We start from the raw sequence: 13,692 nt of genomic DNA, 5'->3' as shown, positions 1-13,692 counted from the left end.
TTAAACCATGATGGTTTTTCCGAAAGGAGTGGCGAAGGTGCTTACTATATTTCGGACGGTACAGGTTAAACTGATTATTACGGAAGCATCACGGACTGCTCTCATTGATCAGTATAGCCAACGACTTCGTTTGCAGCGTAAAGAGTGGGAGCAGTGGCAGTTTCAATCAAAAAAGCTATTAACCGAGGCGAAGAAAAAGTCTGCGGATACATATGCGTTGGCGCAGGAAAAAATCGCGCAGGAAGAGCGTCGACGCAAGGAAAAGATAGATCACCTGACATATACCCTCCAGCAGGTAGAAAATCTTCCAGAGGGAAGCGAGATCGATTACCAGACGGTTCAAAGCCCTGTCACGATTCAAGAGGGCGATATCTGGGATGAAATTATGTCCGGAACGGAAATCATGATAAAAGATGGCCAGGTATATGAGATTCGGCTTCAAACAAAAAATGGGATCAAAGAAAAGGAGGAATGAACACGTTGAGCCAAAATAGCTTTTACGGAGTAGGCAAACTGGTTAATACGCATGGTCTGCGTGGTGAAGTACGTGTAACACCAACGACTGACTTTCCAGATCAGCGTTTTCGAAAAGGAAATGAGCTGTACTTGTTCCATCCGACACTCAGTGAGCCGCTAAAATTGAAAATCGTTTCTCGTCGCTCGCATAAAAATTTTGAGATTGTGAGCTTTGAAGGCTATGAGCATATTAACGATATCGAAAAGTACAAGGGCGGAGAGTTGAAAATTCCAGAGGAAGCACTGATGGAATTAGAAGAGGACGAGTTCTACATTCATCAGCTCGTCGGCTGCGTCGTAGTAACCGACGAAGGCGAAGAACTGGGGAAAATCGTGGATGTCATGCAGCCAGGAGCAAACGATGTGTGGGTAGTGAAGGGGAAACGCGGAGAAATCTTGCTGCCGTATATCGATGACTGCATCAAGGAAGTGGACATCGCGAACAAACGTGTGGTCTGCCATCTGATGGAAGGCTTGCTGTAGGAGGAACTTCAGATGCGGATCGATATTTTTACACTCTTTCCCGAAATGTTTACAGGTGTTTTGTCCAGCAGCATTTTAGGAAAGGCAAGCGAAAAAGAACTGGTTGATTTTCATGTCACCAATTTTCGCGATTTCTCTGAGAGCAAGCACGGAACGGTAGACGACACCCCTTATGGCGGTGGCGGAGGAATGGTCTTGAAGCCTGAACCGTTGTTCCGGGCCGTAGAAGCCTTGTCTGGGGAGAAGAAACCCCGGGTAATTCTGATGTGTCCACAGGGTGTTCCCTATCATCAGAAGCTTGCAGAAGAGTTAGCGCAAGAAGAGCATCTTGTCTTCATTTGCGGTCATTATGAAGGGTACGACGAGCGAATTCGGGAACATCTCGTCACGGATGAGATCTCGATTGGCGACTACGTCCTGACAGGGGGAGAGCTTGCGGCGATGGTGGTCATTGACAGTGTCGTTCGTCTGCAACCAGGAGCGTTGGGCAACCAGACGTCAGCTGTCGAGGATTCCTTTTCAACGGGACTGCTCGAATACCCTCATTACACAAGACCGGCTGAGTTTCGCGGCTGGAAGGTGCCAGACGTACTGTTGTCAGGGCACCACGCCAATATTGAAAGCTGGCGGTTAAAGGAATCGCTGCGTCGAACAAAAGCACGGCGTCCAGATTTATTGGAAAAGCTTGCACTGACAGATGAAATGAAAAAGCTATTGGCTGAATTGGAGCAGGAAAAAAAGTAGGGAACAAATAGGAGAAGAGTCTTGTAGTTTTGTGCCCGCTGTGTTAATATACTTCTTGTGGCAATTTTGCCCGCTGACTAAGGCGGTCCGCTACTCGTAACGCAGCCTAAGCGGCTGGACCTATGGGTTAGACGAGTAAGAACGTCTATCGGAAGGAGGAAATTCAAATGAACCAAATTATCCGTGAACTGGAAAAAGCGCAATTGAAACAGGACATTCCTGCGTTCCGACCTGGTGACACTGTTCGTGTACACGTTAAGGTTATCGAGGGTCAGCGTGAGCGTATCCAGCTGTTCGAAGGCGTATGCATTCGCCGTCGCGGTACAGGTATCAGCGAAACATTTACAGTTCGTAAGATTTCTTACGGCGTAGGTGTTGAGCGTACATTCCCAGTACACACGCCTAAGATCGACAAGATCGAAATCGTGCGTCATGGTAAAGTACGTCGTGCGAAACTGTACTATCTGCGCGATCGCGTAGGTAAAGCAGCTCGTATTAAAGAAATTCGTCGATAAGCGCAACGCTTAGAAAGAGGACTGGCCTGCTTGCCAGGCCTCTTTTTTCCATTTAACGATCTTGAAATAAAATAGCTCATCTTGACATATGTTACAGCTAAGGTTGGACGAGTTCTCATGGGAGGATCGTAGGTCATGAGCGAAGAAATTACCTCCAGTCATAAGAAGAAAAATGAACTATGGGAATGGATAAAGGCACTGGGGATCGCTTTAATCTTGGCGTTTCTCATTCGTACCTTTTTGTTCGCCCCGTTTATTGTAGAAGGCGAATCCATGGAAAGTACATTACATAACAGCGAAAAGTTAGTTGTGAACAAGGCGATTTATTTTTTGCAAGATCCGAAGCCTGGTGAAATTATCGTGTTCCATGCTGAAAAGGAGCGAGATTACATCAAAAGAGTCATTGCTGTTGAGGGTGATACAGTAGAGGTCAAAAACGATCAGCTGCTGGTCAATGGCAAAGTGGTAGAGGAACCGTATCTTGCACAATCAAAAGAACAAGCAAAGCAGCAGGGAGAGCCGTTCTTTACCCACGATTTTCCCCCGGTCCAAGTACCAGCTGACCATATTTTTGTGATGGGCGACAACAGGTTAAACAGTCATGACAGCAGAGCCATCGGTCCTGTTGCCGTCACTACGGTTGTTGGCAGAGCTGAATTTACTTTTTGGCCGGTTGCGGGAATTCGCTTGACAAGATAACGCAAAGCTTCAAGGTAGGTGAGACATCATGACGATCCAATGGTTTCCTGGCCATATGGCTAAAGCACGTCGTCAAGTAACGGAAAAGCTGAAATTAATCGATGTAGTCATCGAGCTTCTCGATGCACGTCTGCCGCTTTCCAGCCGTAATCCGATGATTGACGAGATTGTCAGTGATAAACCACGATTGATTTTACTTAATAAAGCAGATTTGGCGGATGAACGGGCAACAGATGAGTGGATTGCTTATTTTCGCAAGCAAGGCATTCGCACACTGCCAATTGATGCCCTGAGTGGAAAAGGTGTCAGCAAGCTGCCAGAAATGTGTAAGGAGCTAGCAGCTGACATGCTGGCAAAGCGCAGTGAGCGGGGGATGCAAGGTCGAGCCATCCGAATCATGATCTTGGGAATCCCTAATGTCGGCAAGTCTTCCCTCATTAACCGCTTGTCCAAGCGCTCGGTAGCAGCCACTGGTGATCGTCCGGCGGTAACCAAGGCGCAACAATGGGTAAAAATGGGCGATACACTGGAGCTTCTCGATACGCCTGGTATTCTTTGGCCGAAATTTGAAGATCAGATGGTAGGTCTGCGATTGGCGGCAAGTGGGGCAATTAAAGACGAGCTTATCGATTTTACGGAGGTAGCATTATTTGTCATTAGCTACATGATGCATTACTATCCGGAGCGCCTAATCGAACGCTTCAAGCTAAAAGAATTACCTGAGGATCGAGTAGAAATGCTCGAAGAAATCGGGAAGAAGCGCGGATGTCTCGTTTCTGGCGGTAATATCGACTACGACAAGGCAGCAGAAATTTTCCTGCGTGAGCTGCGTTCCGGCAAGCTGGGAACGATCTCTGTCGAGCGCCCGATTGACTGGGAAATGGACGAACCGATTGGTAAGCCAGTATCTTTTCCAGAATAAACTTTCCAGCCATCAAAAACCTGTCTATCGACATATACGGTAGGCAGGTTTTTTACTATGAGAATCTGTAAGGAGAAATGAGTCAATGAATCTAGCAGATATGTCGATAAAAGAAATACGAGTGACGATGGAAAAGTTGGACGAGGTACCCAAAGATTTTTTACAATTGCTGAAAGAAGATAAAAGAGCGGGGGTACAGGCCTTGGCGAAGCAGGCGGAAGCAGCGCTTGCACGCCAAGAAAAGCTCGCACAGATGTGGGCTGACATGACCGTCTATGAGAAAGCCATGTTTGAGAAGGGGCATCAGTACATATTCGGGGTAGATGAGGTCGGAAGAGGTCCGTTGGCTGGTCCAGTTGTTGCATGTGCCGTGTGTCTGCCCAAGGATTTTTACTTGCCAGGCCTGAATGACTCGAAGAAGATACCCGTATCCACCCGGGAGGCTTTTTGCGAAATCATTCAAAGAGATGCACTTGCTGTGGGAATCGGAATTGTCGATGCAGCAAGAATCGATGCGATCAATATATTAGCTGCTACAAAAGAGGCGATGAAGCTGGCAATCCAACAGGCAGGTAGCGCTCCAGATGTATTACTGATTGACGCCGTGCAGCTAACCGGAATGGATTGCGAACAGGTTCCGATTATCGGTGGAGATGCCAAAAGCGTTTCCATTGCAGCTGCATCGATTGTAGCGAAGGTCACCCGTGATCGATTGATGGCCCAGTATGCCGAACAATATCCAGCCTATGGCTTTGACAAACACGCAGGCTACGGAACCCCTGAGCATCTGGCAGCAATTGCTCGATATGGACCTACGCCGATTCACCGCAAGACATTCACTGGCGTAAAAGAACACGCATAAAAAAGGCTAGTAACATACTGTCTACAGGAGGAGGATCTGCATGTTTTCCCCGTCGCAACTTATTCAATCATTCGTGCAAAAAGCACCCATATCCGCTCCGAAGCCGGTTGAGCTTACTCCCGGACAAGTGTTTAAAGGCACGGTAATCAAGCATTACCCGGACAATATGGCGCTCGTACAAGTCGGGGGAATGCAGGTTCAGGCTAAAATGGAAGCAAGTCTGGAACCGGGCCAAAAAGCTTGGCTGCAAGTCCAGTCATCAACAGGTGTCGTCACGTTGAAGGTTTTGGAAAGCGTCGGGGAAGGAGCTGGCAAAGACGCGTCCCTAGAAGGGCTAATGCGGTCACTGGGGATTGCCGATACAAAAGAGAACAAAGCAATCGTGCAAGCTTTGCTTGGTGCCAATCTTCCTGTGAATAAGGAAACGATTCAAGCTTTTTCGGCCGTTGCACGGCGATTAGGCGTAGATAATGCCACTATTGAGGCGTTCATGACTGCCATAAAACGTAATTTGCCGCTGTCTCCCGATACAATCGCAGGGCTCAAAGCTTTTTTATCGGACAAGCCAATGGGTCAACTCATACAAAACCTGCTGCAGCAAGCCTCGCTCTTTTTAGAGGGGGAGGGCCAGCCTTCACAGTCGGCAGGGCAAGTGCCTCCAAGCCAATCACAGCAAGTTCCCGGACAAGCTAATGCAGCAACGGGAGATGTCAAACAGCTTGTTAGTCAGTTAAAAGAAAAGTTGACGGGACTCTCTTTTCTTATCGCGGGCAACGAAGGTACAGACGAGGGACTGGCAGTCAAACAAATGCCTCAAGGGAATCAACCCAATCAAGGTGCTTCGCAGAATGCGACTGGAGGAAGTCAGACACAGCCGCTGCCTGCGCAGAGCGGTCAGCCTTCATCACAAGTGCAGACATCGCCCCAACCATCAGCGCAGGCTTTTCGTAACATACCATCGTCATCACAACCTGTTTCTACTGAGATAGTGCCTGCACCAGACACCGCCGGTAAACAGGTAGACACGCAGCAAAGCCCGATGACCGGAAAGAGTAATCAGTTGATGTCTAACCAGACAATTGGCCCAAGCATCGATTCAAAAATTGCTCGAAACGAGCCATTGCCTACTCCTCAGCGATTACAGATGAATCAGGACCCGGTCCAAAACAAGCAGATGGCAGAGCAAAGGGCAGTAGTAAACGACGCGGGGCAAAAAGCCATACCACAAATGGTGTCTCAAGCATCTGGTGCAGCAAGCGGAGCCACATCTGCTAACCCGATTGCTGAATTGTTTCGTCATTTAGGCGTAACCCATGAAAGAGAATTGATGGGACAGGCATTTTCACAAGGGGCAATTGATTCGCATTCATTAAAACAGATGGATACAGTCAAATCCCTCTTGCTGCAAATCAGTCAAGGGCCAGCTCAGGCACTTCCAACCGCCTTGCGTGAAGCAGCAGATCAACTGCTGCAACAAGTGACCGGACAGCAGTTGATGATGGTACAGCCCTCTAACCAAGCTTTGTCGCAAATCGTTATGCAAATTCCGATTCGCCAAGGTGAGGGGGATGAGACGGCTTTCGTCCAAATTGAATCCAAAAAGAAAGGCTCTGGACAGCTTGATCCGGAGAACTGTCGTCTATTCTTTCATTTGGAACTCCAAAGTATGGGGACAACCATGATTGATGTAAGTATCGTGAATCGAATTGTTAACCTGCAAATTTTTAATGATACCCCATGGGCGGAAGCACTTATTCAAGGGTCCAAGGATCGCTTTGCTGATCAATTACAGGATGTTGGTTACCATCTATCGGCTATGCGTGTCCAGCCAGTCCCAGCCGAGCGCGGGAAGTCGACAAGTCCAATCAAAACCAAGGGCCCCATCCTGGCTGACTATAAAGGGGTTGACCTTCGCGTATGAAGCCATCCTCTTCAGAGCAAAAACGAAAACAGGCAGTTGCACTAAAATACCAGGCGGGTATCATGGAAGCGCCAAAGATTGTGGCTAAAGGCAAGGGGTACGTGGCTGACAATATACTGAAGACAGCGAAGGAGCATGATATACCGGTACAAGAGGACCCATCACTTGTAGAGGTTTTGGGTAAGCTGGATTTGGATCAACAAATTCCTCCGGAGCTGTATCAAGTTGTGGCAGAAATCCTTGCATTTGTCTATCGCATCGATAAAGGCGGGGGAACGAACTCATGAGCAATCGCCGCCGTCTTCTTGGTGAAAGAGGAGAACAGCTTGCTGAAGGATATTTGGTAAACAAGGGTTTCCACATTGTCGATCGAAATGTTCGAACAAAACGTGGGGAAATGGATTTGATTGCGCTAGACGGAAAGTGCCTAGTTTTCATTGAGGTTCGAACGAGGAGTAGCCAATTTTTTGGAACAGCGGGCGAGTCTATTACTTGGAAGAAGAAACAGAAGCTGCGTGAGCTTGCCATTGAATACTTGCAAAAAAGCTCACAGCTAATCCCGGCCTTTCGTTTTGATGTCATCGCGATTTATACCGGTACATTAACGCAAGGTGGAGAATTCATGAAGCCGGTCATTGAGCATTATGAGAGTGCTTTCTAGGAAAAACGGGCTCTCGACCACGGATATATTGGGGATACGTCTACAGCATCAGTCGCAGAGCCAGCGTACTATGTACTGTACTCGACGCGATGAAACTCCTCCAAGCATCAATATCCGCTTTCCGGCTCAAAAGCTGGGAAGCATTTTTTTTGATGAAACGGATCATTCGTACAGACGAACCCGGGATACAAACAATTGTTTAAAAGAAAAACAAATATTTTTCAAAAAAATAGCTGATTTGGTGTGACATTTTTCCATCTCATTCGTCAATAGAAGTATAGGAAATAATTTGGAGGTAAAAACCATGAAAAAGATTAAGAACAGTTTAATGAAAAACGTCTCCTTAGCAGTAGCAACTATTTGTACTGTTCAGTTTTCAGTTACAGGCATTGCTTCTGCACAAGTTGCTACACCAAAACCTATTGAAGCGTATAGCATGGTAGCAAGCACTACTGGCTTGAAAGCAAGCGTAGGCTCAGTGAACGTCACGATTGGGGATACAGAAACCATTCACCTTACTTATAATGGCAGCCCTATCGATAACGCATTGGTTGATTGGGAAATTGGCAGCTCCAGCATCGCTTCAGTCAACAATGGGGTTGTTTACGGTAAAAAAGTAGGAACGACTGTTGTTACTGCTAGATATAACGGTTATCGTGCTACAGTTAGAGTGACTGTTGACAGAGCGCAGACTCTCGAAGCAACGAAAACAGAGGTTTCTGTTAAAAAAGGCAAAAAAACAAACGTAAGTTTGAAATTTGCGGGCAGCAGTCTCCCTGGATCAAGAGCGACTTGGAAAACCGCGGATAAAACTGTCGCAACAGTTGACGATGGTGAAATTAAAGGTGTAGGCGAAGGAAGCACAGTCATTACTGCTAGCTACAAAGACCAAGAAGTAGAAATCCGCGTTGACGTTGAAGGCGGAAATTCAGATGGTAAGCTGGAAGCAGATGTTACCAAGCTGAAAATGGAAAAAGGCGATAAAGAAACGATTAAGTTGACATATGACGACGATAAACTTTCTGGTTCTAAAGCAACCTGGAAGACTTCGAAGTCCTCTGTAGCAACTGTAAACGATGATGGTGTCGTTACTGCAAAAGGCAAAGGTACAGCAACGATCACTGCAAAATACAAAGGCTACGAAGTAGAGGTTGAGGTTTACGTAGATACAGACAGTTCTGGTAAACTGGAAGCAGATGAAACTAGCCTCTCTTTGAAAAAAGGCGACAGAGACACGATTCAGTTAACTTATGATGATGAAAGATTGTCTGGATCAAAAGCAACCTGGAAAACATCCAACTCCAGCGTGGCAACTGTTGATGATGGTGTCGTAACGGCAAAAGGTCAAGGAACAGCTACTATTACAGCATCATATAAAGGCGATAAGGTTGAAATTCGTGTAAAGGTCGATTACAACAACTCTGGTAAACTGGAAGTAAACGACAGCACGATCTCCTTGAAAAAAGGGGAAAGAGAAACATTAACATTGAAATATGATGGCTCCACCATTAGCAACTCGAGTGCATCTTGGTCCACATCCCGATCCTCAGTAGCAACAGTAAGCAGCTCTGGTACGATTACAGCAACAGGTAAAGGTAAAGCTACCATTACCGCTCAATACAAAGGCGAAAAAGTAGAAATTGAAGTGACTGTAGATGGCTCCTCCTCAGGAAGTCTGGAAGCAGACGATACGGACATCACCTTGAAAAAAGGCGAGAGAGAAACTGTAAAACTGAGATATGATGGCGACACAATCAGCAATTCAAAAGCATCATGGAAAACTTCTAAATCTTCCGTAGCAACAGTTAGCAGCAGCGGTACAATTACAGCAAAAGGTAAAGGTACGGCAACTATTACAGCTACGTATAAAGGCGAGAAAGTTGAAATTGAAGTAAAAGTTGACAGTAAAGGCTCAAGCAAGCTGGAAGCAGATGACACAAGCATTACTCTTAAAAAGGGTGACTCCGAAAAGATCAAACTCACCTATGATGGCGATGACATCAGCAGCTCCAAAGCAAAATGGAAGTCTAGTAAATCTTCCGTAGCCTCAGTATCCAGCAGTGGTACGGTAAAAGGTAAAAAGAAAGGTAAGGCCACTATTACAGCTGAATACAAAGGCTATGAAGTGGAAATCGAAGTAACGGTAAAATAAAGGATGACAAGAAACTCGCTGAATCGTAACTGATTCAGCGAGTTTTTTTCCAAGGGAAAGGAAATCCTGTTATTTGTTGTGGAGGAGGAATGAATCTTGAGAGAGACCATCTTGGAAAAGTTACAAGAAATTGAGCAAGCGCATGACTTGAAAATATTGTTCGCTGTTGAATCGGGAAGCCGGGCATGGGGATTTCCATCCAAAGATAGCGATTATGATGTACGTTTTGTTTATGTGAAGAAACCAGAATGGTATTTGTCCATTGATGACAAACGGGATGTTGTGGAAGTACCGATCAATGACCTCTTAGATATAAACGGCTGGGACATTCGAAAAGCACTCAAGCTATTTCGAAAATCGAATCCGCCCTTGCAAGAATGGCTTGTGTCAGACATTGTATATCTCGATACACTTGGCTTTCGAGATGAACTGGTAAGGCTGCAAGGGGAAGTGTTTTCGCCAAAGGCTTCCTTGCATCATTACCTTAGTATGGCAAAGGGGAATTTTCGAGACTATCTGCAAGGCGAGCAAGTCAAAATCAAAAAATATTTTTATGTGTTACGTCCGATCCTCGCATGCATCTGGATCGAAACGTACCATACGAATCCTCCCATTGGATTTGATCAGCTAGTTGCAGAGCTGATAACTGATTCAACGTTAAAAGGTAAAATTTCTGAGCTGCTCCAAAGAAAAATGGCTGGAGATGAGTTGAACTTGGAGCCAAGAATTGAAGAGCTTCACCATTTTATTGAGGAGCAAATTGAGCGTCTGACTGCACTGACTAGCCAATATACAAATGATCTGGAGGACCCAACAGACAAGCTGGATGAGGTATTTCGGAAGTATTTACAGAAGGCGTGGATTGTCAGTTAGTCTTGATGGAAAATGCTACGATATATAGGCGGGTGCAAATTTTCATGCAGGATCCTATCCGAAAACATATACAGCAACCTCACGAAATTCACTTCGATCAGCCAGATAAACCGTATGGCTGTTTCTCCAATTCCTCCATTCATCCAATAGAGCTGGAAGGGGAACGATGGACAACCTTGGAACACTATCTTCAAGCCAAGAATGTTTTTGGGACTACCTTAGAAAAAGAGATCATGTACAAGGCATTACGAGCAAAAATAGAACAGTATCCTGTCATTCGTGAAATTTTGCTTTCTACTGGGGATGCAACCTTAATCGATCGCACGAGTAACGATCCAAACCTACTAGGAAGAGTATGGATGGAAGTACGTGAAAGCCTAGATGGGTATCAACCGCATTTCTATTTGCCTCCTTGGATTGTGTTTCCAGAAGAGCATCCATATAGTTTGTTTTGGCGGATGGGATTTGGTGAGGACTATGTAATGCATTATTGGCCATGGCTAGAGGAAATGAGTGTGAATGCCCGGAAGGAGTATGATGCTTATTTTCCAGTACCAGAGGAATGGAAGTTTGAAGATTTGGATGAGGAGGAAGAATGAAGCTACTGTTTATTTGCAGCAGAAATAAATGGGGGAGCTTTACGGCAGAAAAGATTTTTCTCGGGATCAATGACTATGAAGTAAGGTCAGCAGGTACTGAAACTGGGGCGCGTATCACAGTAACAAGTAGAGTGTTTCCGTATATATAGAGATTCCGGATTAAGCTGTTATTGGACATGGTCGATGTAAACCGGATTATTTTGTATAATGGGGATGATACGGCTCGATCGCACTATCCATACTTATCGTAAAGCGAGGATTTTCACCATGAAGAAAAAACTTGTATTGGTTCTAGATGTTGAAGTTGCAGACAAAGCTGATATGCAGCAACTGGCCGATTCTATGTCCACAGCAATTCAATCGGTGGAAGGGATTGCCTTGCAAGACCTGGTAATGTTTGATAACGATGAAAACAATGCTGACAAGCTAATTGCGAACATAAAAAAAGAAATGTCCTAAAAAGGAGAGCAGTCCTGTGTTTTTCGTTTATGTTCTGGCTTATCTGATCGTCGCTCTCCTTTATGGATTTTGGACGATGAAAAGCCATCAGCTCTGGGTTCGACTAACAGGAAATTTCATCGTTCACCTATTTATTGCTGCAGCAGTGAGTCTCGGTTACTTTTTTGCGTAAAAAGTGGCTATGACCTGTAAGGGGAGATGAGTGTATGGATTATCAGAAATTGAGTAAAGAGCTGTCCTATGCTCTTCGTCATGCACCCCATGAATATGAGCTTGAGTTAGACGAACAAGGCTGGGTGCCTATCAAGCAATTGCTTTTGTCACTTCATGAACAGCGCAAGTGGCGAGCGGTTACCGAAGAAGATTTACATACGATGATTGCATTATCGGAAAAAAAGCGCCATGAGATCAATCAAGGCAAAATTCGCGCTCTCTATGGACATTCAGTACCGCAAAAGATTCACAAGGAGGAAAAAGAACCGCCTGCGTATCTTTTTCATGGCACGCCGCAAAGATTTCTCGATCCTATTTTGGCTAACGGGCTTGTTCCAAAAGGAAGACAGTATGTGCATCTGTCGGAAGACGTCCAAACAGCACAGCAGGTTGGGAAAAGACGAGACGATCATCCCGTACTTTTGCGAATCGATGCGAGGCAAGCTTGGCAAGATGGTGTGAAGTTTTACCATGGAAATGAGCTCGTTTGGTTGGCAGATCACGTGCAAAAACAATACATCTCTGTCTATCAGAAGTAGCTCGATTTGCTCAAGAAGAGACAACACAGTATGGGAAAAGACTCGCATTCGAACGCGGGTCTTTTCTGTACCAATGAAAATCATAAGGAGGGAAAATGGCATGGAATGGATGCTTGCTTTTCTACTGTTGGCAGGACTTTTTGCAATCTACGACGCAATTCGGAAGCTGAACCAGAACATCGTAACGCAAGTGGATCAAAACCAACGGATCATTGAGCTGCTGAATGAATTGAAGAGAAAGCAGTGAGATTAACGGTGAAGCAATAATACCCCTTCTAAATCGTTGGATAAAGAATGCGGTCCAGTTCACTTTCGTTTTTACACTTTTTCATAAAGATAAAGAATGCCGTCGTCGATCGACCAACTATGCAATGAATGCCTCCAATCGCTTGTTTGCGAGGGTAAGTATTTTTCGAGATCATTTACTATTTTTGCCCAATTTTGATCACTATCATTAATCTCGATGAACTCACCGAATACCAAGTCAAAAACGAGGTAACCCATTTCGTACTCAATGCAATCGATTTTATAGTAAGAGACACTGTACACTTCGTCCCAGTCGATCTGAACAGGTTCAGCATGTTCGTAGTGGATGGAAATTTGATGGGAATCAACCGTAAAAATCAAATAGAACCAACTCCTTCACCCGTATATTTGCAGTATACCTGTTGGAGTGAAAGTTTTCCATAAATGTATGGGGAGTAGAAGTTAATTGGGGAAAGTGCCGACCTTTTTAGTCAACTGTTTAGCAAAATCAGAGAGTATAATTTTTGAAGATCAAAGGCTAAGAAAATTAATAGATCCTTGAGAGGGGATCAAATAGGAATAGATGAATTAATAAAAAATCAAGAGGAGATGTAAGATGGACAATTGGATTCCATTGACGGGTGAGCAATATCGTCTGGTCTGGGATAAATTTTATAAGGATTTCAATTTCAAACCAAGTATCTATAGCAGTGATTGGCCTTCCTTTCATTTACCGATTCCTTTTGTTACTTTTGATATTACTGAATATACGGATGACGATATCGATGATCTTGAGGAGAAGTGTATTACTAACTTTAGTGCGGTGACTAGGTCTGACGAATATATCTATGCACTTGATTGGCAACACGAATCCTACCTCTATAATTCGCATCTAAAGAATGGTAATGCAAGCCGAAGGATAGGCTTTTTCCCAGATGGTGACTATTACTTCTTTTTGAATAAAGATTTTAAGTGGGGATACCTAGGGCATCCCTGGGAACAAACCATAAGCATTTTGGGTGAAGAACTGATTCATCAGTTTGAAACTAATAGACCAACTATATTTGGGAAGACAGTGCGGAGTAGTCGATGAAGTATTTGGTGGATTTCAAGAAGCGTTTAGATATCTGAAGGAATTTAAAATATCATATAGTAATAAAGAGATATACGAAGTAATTAATCGAGGGCTAATTGATCATACCCCTTGGCACCATGAGCGGAGTGAGAGTAGACGGGAAGTTATTTTGTGATGAGTGTTTACCTGAAGACGGGACTGACCCCGTAATGT

Annotated in this window: 19 protein-coding genes and 1 pseudogene; 19 read left to right on the top strand and 1 reads right to left on the bottom strand. The window is 44.8% G+C overall.

Annotation, left to right across the window (positions count from 1 at the left end):
- Positions 1-37 precede the first annotated feature (37 nt).
- The 18 genes and pseudogenes from C7R94_RS05505 to C7R94_RS30200 all read left to right on the top strand — a co-directional run bounded on the left by C7R94_RS05505 (position 38) and on the right by C7R94_RS30200 (position 12,405).
- Positions 38-475 (top strand): YlqD family protein, encoded by a 438-nt coding sequence (locus C7R94_RS05505; protein WP_106779058.1) that lies wholly within the window; start codon positions 38-40, stop codon positions 473-475.
- Positions 472-999, top strand: a complete 528-nt coding sequence (gene rimM / locus C7R94_RS05500) for a ribosome maturation factor RimM (protein ID WP_106778863.1) — start codon at positions 472-474, stop codon at positions 997-999. The genes C7R94_RS05505 and rimM overlap by 4 nt, the downstream gene beginning before the upstream one ends.
- A gap of 12 nt (positions 1,000-1,011) precedes the next feature.
- Positions 1,012-1,743, top strand: a complete 732-nt coding sequence (gene trmD / locus C7R94_RS05495) for a tRNA (guanosine(37)-N1)-methyltransferase TrmD (RefSeq protein ID WP_047067988.1) — start codon at positions 1,012-1,014, stop codon at positions 1,741-1,743.
- Between the two features lie 167 nt (positions 1,744-1,910).
- Entirely contained in the window at positions 1,911-2,258 is a 348-nt protein-coding gene (rplS, locus tag C7R94_RS05490) for a 50S ribosomal protein L19 (protein WP_047067986.1), read from the top strand.
- Between the two features lie 135 nt (positions 2,259-2,393).
- Positions 2,394-2,957, top strand: a complete 564-nt coding sequence (gene lepB / locus C7R94_RS05485) for a signal peptidase I (RefSeq protein ID WP_106778861.1) — start codon at positions 2,394-2,396, stop codon at positions 2,955-2,957.
- Between the two features lie 28 nt (positions 2,958-2,985).
- Positions 2,986-3,879, top strand: coding sequence for a ribosome biogenesis GTPase YlqF (ylqF, locus tag C7R94_RS05480; RefSeq protein ID WP_007719698.1), 894 nt, complete (start codon positions 2,986-2,988; stop codon positions 3,877-3,879).
- 85 nt (positions 3,880-3,964) lie between these two features.
- On the top strand, positions 3,965-4,741 hold the full coding sequence (locus C7R94_RS05475) for a ribonuclease HII (protein ID WP_106778859.1): 777 nt from the start codon (positions 3,965-3,967) through the stop codon (positions 4,739-4,741).
- 40 nt (positions 4,742-4,781) lie between these two features.
- Positions 4,782-6,662, top strand: coding sequence for a hypothetical protein (locus C7R94_RS05470; protein ID WP_106778856.1), 1,881 nt, complete (start codon positions 4,782-4,784; stop codon positions 6,660-6,662).
- On the top strand, positions 6,659-6,949 hold the full coding sequence (locus C7R94_RS05465; protein ID WP_106778853.1) for an EscU/YscU/HrcU family type III secretion system export apparatus switch protein: 291 nt from the start codon (positions 6,659-6,661) through the stop codon (positions 6,947-6,949). The genes C7R94_RS05470 and C7R94_RS05465 overlap by 4 nt, the downstream gene beginning before the upstream one ends.
- Positions 6,946-7,323 (top strand): YraN family protein, encoded by a 378-nt coding sequence (locus C7R94_RS05460; protein ID WP_106778851.1) that lies wholly within the window; start codon positions 6,946-6,948, stop codon positions 7,321-7,323. The genes C7R94_RS05465 and C7R94_RS05460 overlap by 4 nt, the downstream gene beginning before the upstream one ends.
- 304 nt (positions 7,324-7,627) lie before the next feature.
- Complete coding sequence (locus C7R94_RS05455; protein ID WP_106778849.1) at positions 7,628-9,475, top strand: Ig-like domain-containing protein; 1,848 nt, start codon at positions 7,628-7,630, stop codon at positions 9,473-9,475.
- Between the two features lie 96 nt (positions 9,476-9,571).
- The gene (locus C7R94_RS05450) at positions 9,572-10,348 is read left to right on the top strand and encodes a nucleotidyltransferase domain-containing protein (protein ID WP_106778847.1); all 777 of its coding nucleotides are present in this window, start codon (positions 9,572-9,574) and stop codon (positions 10,346-10,348) included.
- Between the two features lie 44 nt (positions 10,349-10,392).
- Positions 10,393-10,947 (top strand): NADAR family protein, encoded by a 555-nt coding sequence (locus tag C7R94_RS05445; protein ID WP_106778845.1) that lies wholly within the window; start codon positions 10,393-10,395, stop codon positions 10,945-10,947.
- Positions 10,944-11,075 (top strand): annotated as a pseudogene (locus tag C7R94_RS05440) (protein tyrosine phosphatase); the annotation flags it as partial. The gene C7R94_RS05445 and the pseudogene C7R94_RS05440, both read left to right, overlap by 4 nt.
- A gap of 139 nt (positions 11,076-11,214) precedes the next feature.
- Entirely contained in the window at positions 11,215-11,406 is a 192-nt protein-coding gene (locus C7R94_RS05435) for a hypothetical protein (RefSeq protein ID WP_007719678.1), read from the top strand.
- A gap of 16 nt (positions 11,407-11,422) precedes the next feature.
- Positions 11,423-11,578: a hypothetical protein gene (locus C7R94_RS30205; protein WP_197244301.1), complete on the top strand. Its 156-nt coding sequence runs from the start codon at positions 11,423-11,425 to the stop codon at positions 11,576-11,578.
- Between the two features lie 34 nt (positions 11,579-11,612).
- The gene (locus C7R94_RS05430; RefSeq protein ID WP_106778842.1) at positions 11,613-12,158 is read left to right on the top strand and encodes an RNA 2'-phosphotransferase; all 546 of its coding nucleotides are present in this window, start codon (positions 11,613-11,615) and stop codon (positions 12,156-12,158) included.
- 100 nt (positions 12,159-12,258) lie between these two features.
- Positions 12,259-12,405: a hypothetical protein gene (locus tag C7R94_RS30200; RefSeq protein WP_197244304.1), complete on the top strand. Its 147-nt coding sequence runs from the start codon at positions 12,259-12,261 to the stop codon at positions 12,403-12,405.
- 71 nt (positions 12,406-12,476) lie between these two features.
- Here C7R94_RS30200 and C7R94_RS05425 read toward each other — a convergent pair whose 3' ends face one another.
- Entirely contained in the window at positions 12,477-12,785 is a 309-nt protein-coding gene (locus C7R94_RS05425; protein WP_106778840.1) for a hypothetical protein, read from the bottom strand.
- Between the two features lie 235 nt (positions 12,786-13,020).
- Between C7R94_RS05425 and C7R94_RS05420 the strand changes: the two genes are divergently transcribed.
- Entirely contained in the window at positions 13,021-13,497 is a 477-nt protein-coding gene (locus C7R94_RS05420) for a DUF2716 domain-containing protein (protein ID WP_106778837.1), read from the top strand.
- Positions 13,498-13,692 lie beyond the last annotated feature (195 nt).

The organism is Brevibacillus sp. NRRL NRS-603, assembly GCF_003013445.1.
Classification (GTDB): domain Bacteria; phylum Bacillota; class Bacilli; order Brevibacillales; family Brevibacillaceae; genus Brevibacillus; species Brevibacillus formosus.
This window is presented reverse-complemented; position numbering and strand designations above follow the sequence as displayed.

What these genes read in the sequence shown, in the direction of transcription:
- C7R94_RS05435 (WP_007719678.1), top strand. Translation starts at nt 11,215, where the DNA reads ATGAAGAAAAAACTTGTATTGGTTCTAGATGTTGAAGTTGCAGACAAA.
- lepB (WP_106778861.1), top strand. Translation starts at nt 2,394, where the DNA reads ATGAGCGAAGAAATTACCTCCAGTCATAAGAAGAAAAATGAACTATGG.
- C7R94_RS05460 (WP_106778851.1), top strand. Translation starts at nt 6,946, where the DNA reads ATGAGCAATCGCCGCCGTCTTCTTGGTGAAAGAGGAGAACAGCTTGCT.
- ylqF (WP_007719698.1), top strand. Translation starts at nt 2,986, where the DNA reads ATGACGATCCAATGGTTTCCTGGCCATATGGCTAAAGCACGTCGTCAA.
- C7R94_RS30200 (WP_197244304.1), top strand. Translation starts at nt 12,259, where the DNA reads ATGGAATGGATGCTTGCTTTTCTACTGTTGGCAGGACTTTTTGCAATC.
- C7R94_RS05455 (WP_106778849.1), top strand. Translation starts at nt 7,628, where the DNA reads ATGAAAAAGATTAAGAACAGTTTAATGAAAAACGTCTCCTTAGCAGTA.
- trmD (WP_047067988.1), top strand. Translation starts at nt 1,012, where the DNA reads ATGCGGATCGATATTTTTACACTCTTTCCCGAAATGTTTACAGGTGTT.
- rimM (WP_106778863.1), top strand. Translation starts at nt 472, where the DNA reads ATGAACACGTTGAGCCAAAATAGCTTTTACGGAGTAGGCAAACTGGTT.
- C7R94_RS05475 (WP_106778859.1), top strand. Translation starts at nt 3,965, where the DNA reads ATGAATCTAGCAGATATGTCGATAAAAGAAATACGAGTGACGATGGAA.
- C7R94_RS05445 (WP_106778845.1), top strand. Translation starts at nt 10,393, where the DNA reads ATGCAGGATCCTATCCGAAAACATATACAGCAACCTCACGAAATTCAC.
- C7R94_RS05420 (WP_106778837.1), top strand. Translation starts at nt 13,021, where the DNA reads ATGGACAATTGGATTCCATTGACGGGTGAGCAATATCGTCTGGTCTGG.
- C7R94_RS05430 (WP_106778842.1), top strand. Translation starts at nt 11,613, where the DNA reads ATGGATTATCAGAAATTGAGTAAAGAGCTGTCCTATGCTCTTCGTCAT.
- rplS (WP_047067986.1), top strand. Translation starts at nt 1,911, where the DNA reads ATGAACCAAATTATCCGTGAACTGGAAAAAGCGCAATTGAAACAGGAC.
- C7R94_RS05470 (WP_106778856.1), top strand. Translation starts at nt 4,782, where the DNA reads ATGTTTTCCCCGTCGCAACTTATTCAATCATTCGTGCAAAAAGCACCC.
- C7R94_RS05465 (WP_106778853.1), top strand. Translation starts at nt 6,659, where the DNA reads ATGAAGCCATCCTCTTCAGAGCAAAAACGAAAACAGGCAGTTGCACTA.